Genomic DNA, 15691 nt, shown 5'->3' with positions numbered 1-15691 from the left:
GATGATGCAGTTATATGGATATCGTAGAGAAAATGGAAAAGTCGGTGTAAGAAATTATGTTGTAATTTTACCAGTAGATGATATTTCAAATGCTGCGTGTGAATCCGTAGCAAACAACGTTCAAGGAACAATTGCTTTGCCGCACGCCTATGGGAGACTTCAATACGGGCCGGATTTGGACCTTTTCTTTAAAACAATGATTGGAATCGGTTCCAATCCAAACGTAGCAGCTGTTGTGATAATTGGAATTGAGGAAAACTGGGCGAAACGAATTGCTGACGGGATTGCTGAAACTGGAAAACCAGTTTCCTATTTCTCTATCGAGAGAAACGGGGATTTTGAAACAATTAAAAATGCATCTTGGAAGGCGAAGGAATATGTCCATTGGGCATCTGAGCTACAAAGAGAACCGATTGAACTTAGTGAGTTAACGGTTAGTATCAAGTGTGGAGAATCTGATACGACAACTGGATTAGGTTCGTGCCCGACTGTGTCTCAAGCCGTTGACCGCTTAGTAGATGCGGGAGCTACAGTCTTCTTCGGTGAAACACCTGAATTGACTGGCGGGGAGCATCTGATTGCAGCACGTGCAGCCTCACCGGCTGTTCGCGAACGTTTTGAATCTATTTATCAAAACTATGTGGACGAAATTGAGGGAACAGGTGCAGACCTGCTTGGTTCACAGCCGACTCAAGGGAATATAGCGGGGGGACTTTCCACAATAGAAGAGAAAGCGCTTGGTAATATTGCTAAGACAGGTACTAAGGAAATTATCGGTGCTTTGGAAATGGCTGAAACTCCAACAGAAGGTCCAGGGTTGTATTTCATGGATACATCATCTGCTGCTGCAGAGTGTATTACATTAATGGGAGCGGGTGGGGCAGTGGTACATTTCTTCCCGACTGGGCAAGGAAACGTTATCGGAAATCCAATTGTGCCGGTGATCAAAATTACAGCAAACCAAATTACTGCTGAGACGATGTCAGAGCATATTGACGTGGATGTATCTGGATTATTGGCCCGTGAAAAAACGTTATCAGAAGCAGGGGACGACTTAATGGAATGCCTCGCCCGGACAGTTAATGGAAGAATGACATGTGCAGAAGTACTCGGCCACAAAGAATTTGTCCTAACTAGATTGTACCGCAGTGCATAAGAAAATATAACTTTATACCTATTCACAAAAGTTAATTAATGGTAATGTAATGCTGTAAATGAAGTATTATGCATCAAATATACTCAAAAAGAACCACATCTGTTAATGTTAAATCACGAAGAGGTAGGACCTTTTAAAAAACTAACTCAATATTTTTCACCTAGAGGACGAAAATTTAACGGTTGTCCTCGTCTTTTAACAGAAGTGATTGGTAGAATAATGGGAGTTGCTACCGGATTTATTGTTGTTCCGGTGCCTCTCTATTTTTTTAAAACTTCCTTTACATAAAGCGATTGGTTCAAATCATATTACGTATTTCCTCTCGCTCTTGGAGCTGGTGGAGTATACATACAGGAAATGGCTAGCGTTTTGGTAGGAAGAGGTATCAATGGTGCATAGTGAGGCGACCTTAAACAAGTTGATAATAACAGAGAATTTGAAAAAGATGGTTGCCATTCTTATAGGAGAAATCCCAACACCTAATTTGTAAATTTGGGAAAAACTCAATAACTATCGGTAATACCACATACCTGTTGTCCGAACATAATGTAGAAGTCTGGATTTCCTATAAGGTAGCAGTAAAAACTATTAAATTGCTTTAGCTTTCCAGGTTCAGTTAAATTTGTTCGACTTCAAATTATAAGGAGGTCAGTACGTGATGGGAAATCAACAACAATTACCCACGCTAGATAGAAGCTTTTATGACGATACCCAAGCAGTTAAGCAAAGAGAAAATAAAAATAACGCACAGCCACAACAATTATTATCCGTGAAAAATGTAAGGATTGGGTACGAAGTTGGAAATGAATTTAATCTAGTAATCAATGATATTAGCTTTGATATTCGGTCTGGAGAAAAAATAATGATGATTGGTCCTTCGGGATGTGGGAAATCGACTTTGTTAAAAACGATTGCTGGATATAACAAGCCTATTGGTGGAGATATTTTACTTGCGGGACGTACTGACCTAGAGCCTGGGCCTGACCGTGCTGTTGTCTTTCAGGAGCACGATCAACTTTTTCCTTGGCGAACAGTTTTCGATAATTTAGTTTATTCCCTGCGTATCACCGGTCGGAAAAAGAGCGAAGCCATTGATAGTGCAAAATACTACCTTGAAATGACGGGGCTTACAAGGGCTCATGATCTATATCCTCATCAGTTGTCTGGTGGTATGAAACAACGTGTAGCGATTGCACGTGCTCTTGCCCTTGAACCTTCAATGCTCTTAATGGATGAACCATTCGGTGCGTTGGATGCGCTTACAAGGACTCGCTTGCAGGAAGAGCTAAGGTTAATTGCTGAAAAAACACGTGTGACTATCTTTTTTGTAACTCATAGTATTGAAGAGGCAGTGCTTCTTGGTGATCGAATCATCGTACTAACTCATCCACCATCGTACATTGCGGAGATTGTCAATGTTGGCGAAAAGGCCAAAAACTTGGAAAGTGATGAATCCATAGAGGTACAACAACACTTGCGTAAACTGCTAGGAAGCTAGAATTAATTAGGGGGGGACAAATGTGTCGGTAGAAAGTAAGGTTCTTAAAGAAGCTCCAGTGAACAGTAAAGTAAAACGAAATAATCTTTCATGGACCCAGTTACCCGCATGGGTAAGACAAACACTTCTTTTAGTCGTTATTCTGCTATTGTGGGAAATTATTTTTAAGGTTATGAATGTAAACCCTTTACTCTTATCAAGTCCCTCGGAAATTGGAAAAGTACTCGGGCAAAATTGGATAGATGGGACTCTTTTGAGCGTAACTATAGCTACAATGAAAATATTACTACTCGGTATGTTAATTGGGATTGTTGTAGCTGCAATATTAACTACTCTTGCTACTTGGACGCAAATAGGCAGTGATTTACTTAATTTACTTACGTCGGTATTAAATCCAATTCCAGCAATTGGTGTGTTGCCTCTCGCAATTATTTGGTTTGGGTTAACCCCTACTGCTCTAGTTTTTGTACTAGCTAATGCAATCACATGGCCAATCGCAATCAACGTTAGCATGGGCTTTCGCACGGTTTCTCCAACAATTCTGATGGTAGGGAGAAATTTGGGACTGCGGGGATGGAAATTGGTAAAAGACGTTTACATGCCAGCTGCGTTACCACACATGATCTCAGGTCTAAAGACAGGGTGGGCATTTGGTTGGCGGACCATTATTGCAGCAGAGTTGGTTTTTGGTGTTGCGGGCAGCGGAGGAGGTCTTGGCTTTTTTATCAGCGAGGCGCGTTTCTTCTTGAAAATTCCTGATATGTTTGCCGGTCTTGTAACGATTTCTTTGATCGGGATATTGTTTGATGTGATGTTCAATCAAATTGAGAAGAAAACCGTTATCAGGTGGGGTATGAAGGCTGAGGATAAATAAAACAAATTTTCAGTATGCTGAAAATTGGAAAAGGGGTGTAGATTGATGTTGAAAGTCCGGGGTTCAAAGAGAAATTTCTTTATTATGTTAATAGCATTCACCATGTTTCTGTTTCTTGCAGCATGCGGAGGCGGTTCATCGGAAAAAACTAATCAAAAAGATGGCGAAGGTAACGCTGCCAAGCAAGACATGACCATTGTTGTTCAACCTGGTCTTGGATATGCTCCATTAACTATTTTAAGGGAAATGGCTTGGCTTGATGAAGAGCTGCCTAATGTAAATATTGAATGGAAAACCTTGGCTTCGGGTGCTGCGATAAGAGATGGTCTAATTGCGGGTCAAATTCAGGTTGGTGCAGGCGGAATTGGTCCTTTTCTTCTCGGTTGGGATAAGGGAGTAAACTGGAAAATCTTGAGTTCAATGGACAACATGGAGTTATGGCTTATGGGTAAAGATCCAAACAAAAAAACTCTAGAAGACTTCGGCCCAAAAGATCAAATTGCGATGCCCGGGCTGGATTCAATTCAATCTGTTGTTTTACGAAAAGGTGCGCTTGATCAATTGGGTGACGCAAGAAGTTTAGATGAAAATATTGTCGCATTAGAGCACCCAACCGCTATGCAAGCACTGTTAAGTGATCAAATTTCTGCGCATCTCACGGCCCCGCCATACCAAATGCAAGAGGAAGCTGAGGGTGCACACATAATTTTAAAAAGTTATGATCTTTTCGGGGAACACACCTTCAATAGTATTTGGGTTACAGAAGATTACTATAACGATAACCGTGAAATAATGGATGTCTTATACGAAAACATTCAACGTGCGATTGCTTTGCTCAACGATGATCCAGATCAAGCCGCTGAAATTCTTTCAAGAGACTCCGACGGAAGTCCTTCGGCAGAACAGTATAAAGAATGGATAACGCAAGACTCTATTAAATATACTTCCGAGCCCAATGGATTCATCGATTTTGCTGAGGTCATGAAGGAGTTGGGAATGATTGAAAAAATACCAGCTTGTGAGGATATCTTACATGATACTCTAGGCAATCCTGGCAAATGCTAAAGGTCTTTCGAAAGATGATAATATCGGACTACTTCATTCTTGACACGGATCGGAGTGGCGCTTGTACGTGTAAAATTCAACTTATATTCCATACCATCATGATCACGGTGCTCGAGCACTTTGCAAAAATGCTTGAATTTGACATTGACTAGATAAGCAAAACCCCGTGAATATGCATAAGGGTGTATATTCACGGGGTTTTGTGACTACTTATATATTGTAGCCTCTGAACTCATCTAGGCGAACAGAATCGAAATCTTGTAGATAAGGTAAATAATTCAGTAATGATTTTCGAAAACTTCACTGTATTTAATAGCCTTCATGAAATAAAGAAAAATAGGCAGTAAAAAAGGGGAATATTTCTACACCGAGTTCAAATGCATAGGGGGATCAATATGTTTGAAAGCAAGAATTTTTCAAGAGCTTCAGTAACAGATAATGTTGTCGAGTATATAAAGGAACTGATTGTCGAGGGAAGAATTGTCCCAGAGGAAAAACTACCTTCCGAACGGGAAATGTCTGAACGATTGAACATTAGCCGGAACACCGTAAGGGAAGCATATAAAATTTTATCAACGCTTGGTTATGTTCAAATTAAACATGGTTCTGGAGTGTTCGTATCGAGCAAAATGAAAACGATAGATCAATGGGCGGCCACTTTTTTTATGAAAAGTGACCAAATACTGGAGTTGTTTGACATTCGGATATTGTTGGAATCGCAAAGTGTCAAGTGGGTCGCCGAATTTGCAAGTGAAAATCAAATCGAAACCCTTCAAAATCATGTTCAAAAATCTTTGAAACTATTTAAAAACAAGGATATTAAACAAGCTGCTCCCCTGTTAGCAAAAGCAGATCGAGAGTTTCATTTAATGCTAGCCGAATTCTCTGGAAACTCGATTCTCCATCGCATTATGCTTAACTTAATGGATATGTTAAACGAGGTTCATAAAGAAACGATTGATATTCCTGGCCGCCTCTATAAATCAATTAAAGAACATGAACGGATTGTTGAGGCCATTATGTGGAAGCAAATTGCAGTAGCTGAGAGTCAAATGATTCATCATTTAGAAAGTGTGAGAGAGGATATTATTTCTAAAATGAACCATGCAAGATTAAATTTATAAGTGCGACTGGGAATGGGCTGTACGGTGGATGTTGCCATTATCGGCGGTGGTACTTATGAACTTTCACATGCTACCCACGCGAAGAGCGCCGAGATTACATATAAAGTATTAGGTTATCCTATGGATTTTTGGAAACTAATGATGCCGTTGGAAATGTTTATTTTCGTTTGTGGTTGGGCATCCATTTGCTGTTAAGCAAGTGGCGAAGATATAAAAAGAATAAGCAAGTTATCAAATGAAAAATAAATTTATAGAGGGAGGAAAGATTATGAAAGTTTTGGTCACCGAAATAATGTGGGAAGAAGGACTTGTGGAATTGAAAAGTCGGGGCTTTGATGTTCATTACGAACCACATTTATGGAATGACCGCAGGGGCCTTCTAGAGCGTGTCATTGATGTTGATGCACTCATTGTACGGAATCAAACAAGGGTTGATAAAGAGCTGCTTGAGAAGGCTCCTGAACTAAAGGTAATTGGCAGGTTAGGTGTCGGATTGGAAAATATTGCAGTAGATGATGCAAAAAAACGCGGAATTCAAACGGTAGTTCCTCGTAATGCGAACGCCACCTCTGTTGCAGAATATGTGATGGCTGCAATATTGATGGCGAACCGGCCGCTTTTTTTAGCAAATGAAGATGTTAGAAAAGGAAACTGGGACAGGAAGAAACATACTGGAAGCGAAATTTTTGATAAGGTGGTTGGGCTCGTAGGGCTCGGCGAGATTTCCCACCGCGTTGCGAAACGGGCAAAAGCGTTCGGCATGAATGTGATCGGATACGATCCTTTTTTAACCCCATTTGATCATATCGTTGCAGAAACATCCGTTCAATTGAAATATACTTTGGAAGATGTGTTAATCTCGGCTGACTTTATATCTATACATGTACCACTTACCTCATCAACAAAAAAATTAATATCTGCGTCACAGCTATCCTCCATGAAACAATCGGCTTATATAATAAACACCTCTAGGGGTGGGATTATAGATGAAGAAGCCCTTTACTATGCATTGAAAGAAGGAACGATAGCGGGAGCATATTTAGATGTTTTGGAATCGGAGCCGATCGATAAGATGAACCCGCTGCTACAATTGGACAACGTCATTTTTTCACCGCATATTGCCGGGCTGACGAACGAGTCTCAAGGTCGGATATCCTTATTAGTTGCAAAAGAGGTTGGAAAAGTGCTTGATGGGACAGGGTCGCGATGTCTTGTATAAGGGGATATATAAATGAGCATAGAAACTAGTAAGATTAGCAGATTTGAAGCAACAGAATTAATTCAATTTACGATTGAGATCTTGACAGAAATTGGCGTTTCACGCGAGCATGCGAAATTAGCAGCAGACACATTGATTCGAGCAAATTTGGAAGGGATTGATAGCCACGGACTAACGAGATTAGGCATTTATTGTCAACGAATGAGTGAAAACCGGATAAACCCACAACCGAAAATCCAATTTTCTAAAAAGGGTCTTTCCGTCCTAACGGTGAATGGCGACAATGGGTTAGGACATATTGTTGGTTCCGAGGCAATAACACGGGGGATCGGAATGGCAAAAGAGACGGGGATGGCTGGGATAACGGTTAATAATAGTAATCATTTCGGGACAGCATCTTATTATTGTCAGATGGCATGTGACCACAAGCTTGCAGCACTTGCGTTTACCAATTCCCCTTCAGGGATCCCGCCGTGGGGTGGACGTCAGGCATTTTTTGGAACAAATCCGATCGCTTTTGGATTTCCGACGGGAGATGATGTCCCTGTTATTATCGATATGTCAACAAGCGTCGTTGCTAGAGGAAAAATTATTGCTGCCGAGAAACAGGGTAAAAGGATACCGGACGGGTGGGCAATAGATGAAAATGGTAATATGACAAATGATGCCGCTGAAGCATTGCGCGGGGCTGTTTTACCATTAGGAGGGGCAAAAGGCTCTGCACTTGCAATGGCCGTTGAAATTTTAACAGGCATTTTAACAGGTGCTGCATTTGGACCGAATGTCACGAGCATATATCAAGAAGAGAAAACAGACCATGCCAATGTTGGCCACTTTTTCATCCTTATTGATATTGAAAAGTTTATGCCAATCGAAGAGTTTACTAGTTCAATGGGAGAATTATTACAAGCCATGAAGAATATACCGAAAGTCCCGGGTACTGATGAAATTCGCTATCCTGGTGAGAGAAGAAAAAGAGAATATGATCACAGGATGAAAGAGGGCATACCTTTACCGGAACAAGTAGTGGAAGAGTTGACTCACTTGGGCGAGATATATGGTATTCGATTTCCGAAAAATGTGTAACCATGTTTAACGCTAAGACTATCACATTGGAAAATGAGACAGAGATAAATCCCTGTGTCTCTGTGGCATTTTCTTGTAGATTTGACAATGCCTATTAAATTTCCACATTGATTTTCCACCACTAGCGTTTTCGAAATATGTACGTTCGGACCTTCATCTTTTTCCTTATAATTCGAATACGCTTAAAAAATCAAATCAATATCTGTAAGTCTTCAATTCGAGAGTTGCAATAAGTCTCGCGTAATTGTTAACAATTAGAGTTAGGCTAATAATTGGGTTCTACTAACAAGAAATTGTCAGTAGGGCCCTTTTCATTATTTCATATTTACATAAGGAATTTTTTAAAGTATTATTATGTTATACGATATATCGTAATGCATAATATCGAGATACATAATATGTCTGGGACGTATGGGAATCACTGCTCGTCCAACGAAAGAAGGGATGTTAGGAATGGCTTATAGCGGAGGGCCAATGACCGAAGCAATGTACTATGTACTACTAGCATTAATGCATCCAAACCATGGGTACCAACTGATGCAGGCCATTTCAGAGGTTTCAAATGGCAGGGTAAAAATGGGGCCGGGGACTCTTTACGGCGTGCTATCAAGGATGCAAAAGGACGGACTCATTTCATTAGCAGAAGATGACGGCAGAAGAAAGACGTATGAAATTACTGCAGAAGGTGAACAGGCATTAAGAGTGGAGTATGATCGACTCAAATCGATGATACAGGACGGTAATATTCTAGAGGGGGATGACGGGAATGAATAAGATTGTCCGAAAAATTCGTCCCAGTGATTATTGGCGAATCGGTGAGCATGAGAGCTGGTTTCAAGACATGGCAGCCGAAGGGTTACATCTCAAAAAAATGGGTAAGTTTTTTGCGCATTTTGTCAAAGGTGAACCTAAAAAAATGAGATATCGAGTAGATGTATCGATGAAAAAGAAAAGTTCACCAGAACAGATTGAGATGTATGCGGAAAGTGGCTGGGACTATGTGACAAGTTATCAATATTTTCAAGTGTTTTCATCCCCTGAAGAGCTTGATGCACCCGAGATACATACCGACCCAGCTGAGCAGTCTTTTACATTAACGGAACTAGATAAGAAATTAGCGTTAAATGCAGGTTTCGTGGTTATTGGTTTACTTTTAATACTTGGCATGTTGTCTTCGGTTTGGTTTCTGGATGCGACACCCACTTATATTTTGGTTGAAGGGTTAGTTATTCCACAAACGATTTTGTCCATTATCATCGGATATCAGGCCTTTAATTCATTGTTAGCAGCTATCTCCATACGCACTTTGCGAAAAAGCTTAATTGAAGGGAAACAGATTGAACATCATGTTCCATGGAAAAAGAGCCATCGGTTAAATTCAATTATCGCATTCCTTTTTACAATTGTTGCTGCATTAACCGCCATATTTGCATTTACACAACTAATTAAAATGGATACGAAAACGTTGCCTGAAGGAGGTCTTAACCTACCGATTGTAAGATTAGCAGATATAGAGCAAAATCCAGCCTTAGTTCGAGGGGAGTCTGAATATATGAGGGACAATGTGGATTGGTCCAATCGGTATACATCTAATTGGAGTCCATTTGCACCAGTCCAATATCAAACTGATGAAAGTGGTCTGATACCAGGAGAAAAGTGGAAAGACAAGAGCGGTGAATATTCACCAAGTATAGAAACAAAGTATTATCACTTGAGTTTTCCAAGTATGGCCGACCATCTAATTTCTGATTTAATAAAAAGACATAACTATGATAATAGGATGGAAGATTATGTTGAAACAAAGAATCCAAGCTTTGAAACATTGATTGTTAGAAAGGGAGAGGATTTTAAAGAAGTCTACGCTTCCAAAGGAAAAGACGTCATATATGTTCGTTATTATGGCTATGCTGACGTTGATTCGGTAGTAAAAGCCATGAAAATGAAGATTTCAGAATGATTTATCACCTGCAAAATCGTGGTGAAAAATGATGTTGAACAGGTATATTTAACCAACAACGCGCAAATCCTAAAGGTAAATATTATCATTGAGGTGATTTGTCGGTGTTGCAGAGTTTAGTTACTGGTTTTGAATTTGAGATGCCTGTCCTCCTATCATGGGATGGGGTGATGGCTATCGTCTTTTTCTTCACCATTTATTCGTTTTTAGGGTGGCTCCTTGAAAACAGCTATAACTATGCAAGGAAAAGAGTATTTTTTAAGGATAACTTTTTCTTTGGACCCTTTAAACCAATGTACGGGTTCGCACCCCTTCTGCTCATCTTTTTAGTAGGAAAAGATATGCATTGGTCTGCAGTGTTGATTCTTTGCTTTCTCATTCCAACAATCGTGGAGTATAGTAGCGGATTCCTTCTTGAGTGGTTTTTTGACCGGAAATGGTGGGATTACTCCGGGCATAAATGGCAGCTGCATGGACATATTTGTTTTTCCTATTCAGTTTGTTGGATTGCATTATCGTTGGTGTGCCTTTCTTATGTTCAACCAGTGCTTGGGGCGTTGTATGGGACCGTGGGAAACTATTGGGCGTGGATCTGGCCAACGGTCGCACTCTATTTCCTAGGCGAGTTTCTATTTGCGATTAGAAGGCATATTCCTGAAAATGTACGTGCAGGAAATCCAATTCATTAATTCATAACTTGATCAAATCATTATTGATTTGGTCTTTTTTTATAAAACAACCGAACCATAAGTCATTTTTGATAAATTGTGAACTTATTCCGGTTCTTTATAAGAATGAAGCGACAAGAGGAAAACGTTGATTATTGAGGTTGGTAGCGCTTAGTTTATCCAGGCGTTTTTTAAATTAAAATCTTTTTAGGTCTTTTGGTTGACAAGAGTCTATTTTTACTATAATGTTTATCTTGAAGTTAAGATATTTACTTCTAAGATAAAAGGATTAAAGGTATTTTACATAAATATCCTTTAATATAAAAAAGGAGAGACATCATGGGTTTATTAGATAAACTTTTTGGTAACCAACAAAAGGAGGAAAAAGTAATGTCAAACGAAAAATTAAACATTGGTATTATTTTAGGTAGTACTCGTCAAGGACGCGTAAGTCCTCAAGTAGGAGCATGGGTAAAAGAAATCGCTGATAAGCGTGGAGATGCAAACTACGAAATCGTAGACATCGCAGACTTCAAATTACCATTCTTAGGTGAAGCTGATGCACCTGGAATCGCTGCTTGGAACGAAAAATTAGCTAATCTTGATGGATTTGTATTCATCGTTCAAGAATATAACCACTCTATCACTGGTGCATTGAAAAATGCGTTAGACCTAGCTCGTGAAGCTTGGAACAACAAAGCTGCTGGTATTGTAAGTTACGGTTCAACTGGTGGTGCACGTGCTGCAGAACACCTACGTGGAATCATGGGTGAATTAATGATTGCGGACGTTCGTACACATCCAACACTTTCATTATTCACTGACTTCGAAAATGGTTCTGAGTTCAAGCCGCAAGATCTACACTTGGACAACGTTAACCTAATGTTAGACCAAGTAGTATCTTGGAGCGGAGCATTAAAAACAGTTCGCTAATAACGAAAAAACAGGATCAGCCCTATTATTGGGCCATCCTGTTTTTTTATGTGTTTGTTCTTGTTTAACTAAAGGTACCCGTTTCATAAAAAATCATTTAAATCGAAAAAAAGGCGACATATCTTCCCGATGATGGTGAATATAAAAATAATCATTACTTACTGGATCATAAACGTAGTCTTTTTTCCACTCATCAATGTTTTCGATAATTTCCCTTATCGCATGAATAAAGGATAGTATTTCCTCGTCTGTCATAATTGGATGGATTGAAAAGCGAACCCACCCAGGTTTAGCAGACATATCCCCATGAGCAATTTTTTCACTAATTTGTTTGGAAGTCGATTTATTGATATTTAAGAGATAATGACCATATGTTCCAGCACATGAACATCCGCCTCTAACCTGAATACCATATTTGTCGTTTAAAAGACGAACAATTAAATTATAATGAATGGATTCAATATAAAACGAGACTATACCGATCCTATCCTTAATATTTCCAGCTAATATATGAACCTCTGGAAACTTTTCCAAGTGGTAAAATAAAAGACTAAGCAGTTCTTTTTCTCTATTTAAAATATTTGTTATCCCCATTTTATTTTTCAAATTCAGACAAAGTGCGGTCCGAATGGACTGTAGAATCCCCGGAGTTCCGCCATCTTCTCTCATCTCTATGTCATCGAAATATTTATGTTCCCCCCAGGGATCGGTCCATAACACCGTTCCTCCGCCGGGGTGATCTGGGACTTTATTCTTGTAAATTCTAGAATCAAAGACCAATACTCCACTTGTTCCTGGACCGCCTAAGAACTTATGTGGTGAGAAAAATATCGCATCAAGCTTTTCAAGCGGATCATCGGGATGCATATTGATCTCGACATATGGTGCGGATGCTGCAAAATCAATAAAGCAGAGTCCTCCATGTTGATGCATAAGCTTGGCGAGCTGGTGATAAGGGGTTTGAATGCCTGTTACATTTGAACACGCTGTGAAAGAACCTATTTTCAATTGCCGGTCCTTATAAACATTCAGCAGTTGTTCTAAATGATTTAAGTCCACCTTTCCTTCCCTATCCGGGTTTATCAATATCACTTCTCCAAGTGTTTCGAGCCAAGATGTTTGATTTGAATGATGTTCCATATGGGTCATGAAAATGACCGGTCTTTCCTTTTCTGGAAGCTGCAGATGATTTCTCCAAATTTCTGGTACTCTTAGCCCTAAAATTCGTTGCAGTTTATTGACCACCGAAGTCATCCCAAAACCATCTAAGATTACTACATCATATTTATCTGCATTAACATGCTCCTTAATCATTTTTTTTGAATGCTTGTATAGCCCAGTCATCATTAAACTGGTTATATTCGACTCTGTATGGGTATTGGCCATAAAAGGCCCAAAACCCTCGGATATTTTTTTTTCGATAGGCTGATATAATCGCCCACTTGCTGTCCAGTCGGCATAAATGATTTTCTTTTTTCCGTAGGGGGAATCAAAATCTTGGTTCAATCCAATCACATGTGAACGGAATGGTTGAAAATATTCTTCAAGGGTTTCCGGGAATCGAAAGGTTTTACTCCCAATGTTGGCTGTGATCATTTGTTTCCCACCTTACACTTTTTATTTTGTATTCCAATATATGCAGGGTTCTTTTGCATCGTTTATTATTTTTAAACCAAAGGAAAGAGTAACAGCATAGGGTAGCCCAATAAGAAAAGAGGTAAATAAAGGTAACGGGTTCTGTTTTCGAGTACAAAAAGTTAAATAACACGTTAATTAGCAGTCGAATTCGTATATGAATTTGGACAGAATAGTTGGGATTAATGATGTCAAAACGGCATGTTTAGGATTGGGGATGCCAGATGGTCAGGCATGGATAGAGCTAGTCAAATATTTCACTATCCCTTGTGGTAAAATATGGAGAAAAACAATTGACACGAATACACATTGTGATTTATATTTAATCATAACCTTAATTAAGGAGTTGTTTAATTGGCTGCAAAGGACACACTCAGCCTCATCTTCGCTGCGCTCGCCGATCCGACGCGCCGAAACATCCTGACCAGGCTGTCAAAGAGGGCTGCCACAGTCGGGGAGGTCGCCGAGCTCTTCGAGATAAGCGCACCCGCGATCTCCCAGCACCTCAAAGTACTGGAGCGAGCAGGGCTGATTGAACGTACAACAAACGCCCAGTGGCGGACCCTGAATATGCGCACCGAGCCTCTCGATGAGGTATCAGCCTGGGTCGAGAAGCACCGCCGTGAGTGGAACCTGCGCTTCGACGCACTGGAAGAACACCTCAAGACCATGACCACAAAGGAGGAACAATGAACATGTCAAATGATCACAAAGGAGGAACAACGAACATGCCCACATCTGAACCGGAATTTACCATTACCCGCATCCTGAACGCCCGCCGCGAGCTCGTGTGGCGCGCTTGGACCGAGGAGAAGGAACTCGCCGAATGGTTGCCTTCAACACCCCTAGAGACTATCTTCTTCGACGTTCGGGAAGGCGGACGTTACCGCTACACGATGGTCAACATTGAGACCGGCGAGGAGTATCCAACCGGAGGTGTGTTTCTCGAGGTCGTACCATTCAAACGGCTCGTTTTTACATGGGGTTACCCCGATGCTCCTGTCGAGAACTCCCCTGTCGTGACCTTAACCCTTATCGAACACGGCGACCGAACTGAGATGATTTTTCACCTGCGAGGATTCGCAGGTCACCCAGGCGATCAGTACGTTTACGACGGCTGGTCCGACGCACTCGATAATATTGTGAAAAAATATACTTAAACAAATGGGTGCGTTGATTCAAGAAGGATTAATGCACCTTTTTTGTTGAATGATTAAATTAGCGATGAGGTTTAATTGAATCTTGGATTTTTCCAAAGTAAGAACCGAAATCTTAAAACCATCAATATATGATGATTTTGTGCAGTTTATTTTATAGGCTGGCAACATAAACTGCCTTTCAACAAGTTTAATAATCTTGCAACCTTTGGTATTCATTCCAGTTTTATTTCCAGGAATAAAATAAAGTTCATAAGCCCCACCTTCTATAGCTTCTAAAAAAAACAGATTATTTCTATTTTGAAGTTAATGCTGTAATAAATGGTGAGGATACAGTAATACAGGCGAAGAAAGTTACTGGAAGCGAAACTGATGTGTCACAAATAAACACTGGAACTATTGAAGGCGATGCTCCACTAAACAAAGATGGCGAAACAATTAAAATGGATGATGTAAGTGATATTTATATGACTATTGAGTGGAAAGACATAAATACGGATAAGAAGGTAAAAGAGAGAATTGATTTAAATAATGAGTATTAAGCTAACTGGTGCTTTAGTTAAACAAGAATAAATACCAAAAACACCGTTACTAATGTCGGTGTTTTTAGTATGAGATTTAACTTGCTATTTTCCCATCTATTTTTAGTTTTTTACTTCAAAACAGAACCCGTTAAAAAAGGTACCGTTTTAAATCTGTTGTCATTTAACCTAGAAAAAGATGATCAGGATAATTAGTTGAAATATCCAAAACGAGTGATAAACCTTCTTATATTGTGGTGTAAAATAGAGGAGTTCTAAAATAAGATGCAAAAACATATCTAGAATTATTGGCCTTTGCCGAAGGATATTTACATATGGTGGTGATACAAATAAAAACGCTCGCCTTATATATTTTTGGGCTTGTTCGATTTGTTATTTTAGTTATATCTACATTATTGAGTATCTGGTTCTTCGTAGTATCTGTATTTTCAGGGATTGCTGCAATAGGAGAAACTCAAGAAGATTGGGTTTATGTGTTAACACAATATCTATATTTTCTTGTTTGTGCTTTATTAATAGGTTTGATGAATGAATTCGAAAAGAAAATAAATAAAGAGGATTATGATTTAAGCACAAATATTTGGTTATTCGATTTATATTTGCTTATATTAATAGCTCATTATGAATTGCCTAAAAAACTAATAATGAGAATGATGGGGAGTTCAAAATAAAAAGCCAGGTTAAGTTTGATAATGGGTTCTGTTTTAAGGTGCAAATAGCAAATTAGCGCTATAAATATAACAGGTTTTAACACCTTAAATATCATCGCAATTGAAT

General features: G+C 39.5%; 17 protein-coding genes. 16 read left to right on the top strand and 1 reads right to left on the bottom strand.

Annotated elements, in window-relative coordinates:
- The first annotated feature begins 1 nt into the window (after position 1).
- The 12 genes from V7138_RS12125 to V7138_RS12070 all read left to right on the top strand — a co-directional run bounded on the left by V7138_RS12125 (position 2) and on the right by V7138_RS12070 (position 11580).
- Positions 2 to 1156 carry a UxaA family hydrolase gene (locus V7138_RS12125; RefSeq protein ID WP_335397573.1) on the top strand — a complete coding sequence of 385 codons (1155 nt, stop codon included), beginning with the start codon at positions 2 to 4 and terminating at the stop codon, positions 1154 to 1156.
- 658 nt (positions 1157 to 1814) lie between these two features.
- On the top strand, positions 1815 to 2654 hold the full coding sequence (locus tag V7138_RS12120; RefSeq protein WP_335397571.1) for an ABC transporter ATP-binding protein: 840 nt from the start codon (positions 1815 to 1817) through the stop codon (positions 2652 to 2654).
- Between the two features lie 22 nt (positions 2655 to 2676).
- A complete protein-coding gene (locus tag V7138_RS12115) occupies positions 2677 to 3528 on the top strand; it encodes an ABC transporter permease (protein WP_335397567.1) in 852 nt (283 codons plus the stop codon).
- A gap of 45 nt (positions 3529 to 3573) precedes the next feature.
- Complete coding sequence (locus tag V7138_RS12110; RefSeq protein WP_335397565.1) at positions 3574 to 4593, top strand: ABC transporter substrate-binding protein; 1020 nt, start codon at positions 3574 to 3576, stop codon at positions 4591 to 4593.
- Positions 4594 to 4988: 395 nt separating this feature from the next.
- On the top strand, positions 4989 to 5717 hold the full coding sequence (locus tag V7138_RS12105) for a FadR/GntR family transcriptional regulator (RefSeq protein ID WP_335397562.1): 729 nt from the start codon (positions 4989 to 4991) through the stop codon (positions 5715 to 5717).
- 12 nt (positions 5718 to 5729) lie between these two features.
- A complete protein-coding gene (locus V7138_RS12100; RefSeq protein WP_335397559.1) occupies positions 5730 to 5912 on the top strand; it encodes a hypothetical protein in 183 nt (60 codons plus the stop codon).
- 73 nt (positions 5913 to 5985) lie between these two features.
- On the top strand, positions 5986 to 6936 hold the full coding sequence (locus tag V7138_RS12095) for a hydroxyacid dehydrogenase (protein ID WP_335397556.1): 951 nt from the start codon (positions 5986 to 5988) through the stop codon (positions 6934 to 6936).
- A gap of 12 nt (positions 6937 to 6948) precedes the next feature.
- Positions 6949 to 8022, top strand: coding sequence for an Ldh family oxidoreductase (locus V7138_RS12090; RefSeq protein WP_335397553.1), 1074 nt, complete (start codon positions 6949 to 6951; stop codon positions 8020 to 8022).
- 453 nt (positions 8023 to 8475) lie between these two features.
- Entirely contained in the window at positions 8476 to 8796 is a 321-nt protein-coding gene (locus V7138_RS12085; protein ID WP_335397551.1) for a PadR family transcriptional regulator, read from the top strand.
- Positions 8789 to 9979: a DUF2812 domain-containing protein gene (locus V7138_RS12080; RefSeq protein ID WP_335397548.1), complete on the top strand. Its 1191-nt coding sequence runs from the start codon at positions 8789 to 8791 to the stop codon at positions 9977 to 9979. The genes V7138_RS12085 and V7138_RS12080 overlap by 8 nt, the downstream gene beginning before the upstream one ends.
- A 104-nt stretch (positions 9980 to 10083) precedes the next feature.
- Positions 10084 to 10668 carry a putative ABC transporter permease gene (locus tag V7138_RS12075; RefSeq protein ID WP_335397545.1) on the top strand — a complete coding sequence of 195 codons (585 nt, stop codon included), beginning with the start codon at positions 10084 to 10086 and terminating at the stop codon, positions 10666 to 10668.
- Between the two features lie 318 nt (positions 10669 to 10986).
- Positions 10987 to 11580, top strand: a complete 594-nt coding sequence (locus V7138_RS12070; RefSeq protein ID WP_335397542.1) for an NADPH-dependent FMN reductase — start codon at positions 10987 to 10989, stop codon at positions 11578 to 11580.
- Positions 11581 to 11673: 93 nt separating this feature from the next.
- Here the strand turns inward: V7138_RS12070 and V7138_RS12065 are convergent, their stop codons facing one another.
- A complete protein-coding gene (locus V7138_RS12065; protein WP_335397539.1) occupies positions 11674 to 13176 on the bottom strand; it encodes an aminotransferase class V-fold PLP-dependent enzyme in 1503 nt (500 codons plus the stop codon).
- 393 nt (positions 13177 to 13569) lie between these two features.
- Between V7138_RS12065 and V7138_RS12060 the strand changes: the two genes are divergently transcribed.
- The 4 genes from V7138_RS12060 (at position 13570) to V7138_RS12045 (ending at position 15585) form a co-directional block, all read left to right on the top strand.
- Positions 13570 to 13908, top strand: coding sequence for an ArsR/SmtB family transcription factor (locus V7138_RS12060; protein ID WP_335397536.1), 339 nt, complete (start codon positions 13570 to 13572; stop codon positions 13906 to 13908).
- Between the two features lie 2 nt (positions 13909 to 13910).
- Positions 13911 to 14375, top strand: a complete 465-nt coding sequence (locus tag V7138_RS12055; protein WP_335397533.1) for an SRPBCC family protein — start codon at positions 13911 to 13913, stop codon at positions 14373 to 14375.
- Between the two features lie 371 nt (positions 14376 to 14746).
- Positions 14747 to 14914, top strand: a complete 168-nt coding sequence (locus V7138_RS12050; RefSeq protein ID WP_335397530.1) for a hypothetical protein — start codon at positions 14747 to 14749, stop codon at positions 14912 to 14914.
- 314 nt (positions 14915 to 15228) lie between these two features.
- Positions 15229 to 15585, top strand: a complete 357-nt coding sequence (locus V7138_RS12045) for a hypothetical protein (RefSeq protein WP_335397527.1) — start codon at positions 15229 to 15231, stop codon at positions 15583 to 15585.
- Positions 15586 to 15691 lie beyond the last annotated feature (106 nt).

It is taken from the genome of Bacillus sp. JJ1533, from assembly GCF_036965045.1.
Lineage (GTDB): Bacteria > Bacillota > Bacilli > Bacillales > Bacillaceae_L > Ferdinandcohnia.
The sequence above is the reverse complement of the archived record's forward strand: the minus strand, read 5'-3'. Positions and strand labels throughout refer to the sequence as shown.

What these genes read in the sequence shown, in the direction of transcription:
- V7138_RS12125 (WP_335397573.1), top strand. Translation starts at nt 2, where the DNA reads ATGATGCAGTTATATGGATATCGTAGAGAAAATGGAAAAGTCGGTGTA.
- V7138_RS12120 (WP_335397571.1), top strand. Translation starts at nt 1,815, where the DNA reads ATGGGAAATCAACAACAATTACCCACGCTAGATAGAAGCTTTTATGAC.
- V7138_RS12110 (WP_335397565.1), top strand. Translation starts at nt 3,574, where the DNA reads ATGTTGAAAGTCCGGGGTTCAAAGAGAAATTTCTTTATTATGTTAATA.
- V7138_RS12105 (WP_335397562.1), top strand. Translation starts at nt 4,989, where the DNA reads ATGTTTGAAAGCAAGAATTTTTCAAGAGCTTCAGTAACAGATAATGTT.
- V7138_RS12100 (WP_335397559.1), top strand. Translation starts at nt 5,730, where the DNA reads ATGGGCTGTACGGTGGATGTTGCCATTATCGGCGGTGGTACTTATGAA.
- V7138_RS12095 (WP_335397556.1), top strand. Translation starts at nt 5,986, where the DNA reads ATGAAAGTTTTGGTCACCGAAATAATGTGGGAAGAAGGACTTGTGGAA.
- V7138_RS12090 (WP_335397553.1), top strand. Translation starts at nt 6,949, where the DNA reads ATGAGCATAGAAACTAGTAAGATTAGCAGATTTGAAGCAACAGAATTA.
- V7138_RS12085 (WP_335397551.1), top strand. Translation starts at nt 8,476, where the DNA reads ATGGCTTATAGCGGAGGGCCAATGACCGAAGCAATGTACTATGTACTA.
- V7138_RS12080 (WP_335397548.1), top strand. Translation starts at nt 8,789, where the DNA reads ATGAATAAGATTGTCCGAAAAATTCGTCCCAGTGATTATTGGCGAATC.
- V7138_RS12070 (WP_335397542.1), top strand. Translation starts at nt 10,987, where the DNA reads ATGGGTTTATTAGATAAACTTTTTGGTAACCAACAAAAGGAGGAAAAA.
- V7138_RS12065 (WP_335397539.1), bottom strand. Translation starts at nt 13,176, where the DNA reads ATGATCACAGCCAACATTGGGAGTAAAACCTTTCGATTCCCGGAAACC.
- V7138_RS12055 (WP_335397533.1), top strand. Translation starts at nt 13,911, where the DNA reads ATGTCAAATGATCACAAAGGAGGAACAACGAACATGCCCACATCTGAA.
- V7138_RS12045 (WP_335397527.1), top strand. Translation starts at nt 15,229, where the DNA reads ATGGTGGTGATACAAATAAAAACGCTCGCCTTATATATTTTTGGGCTT.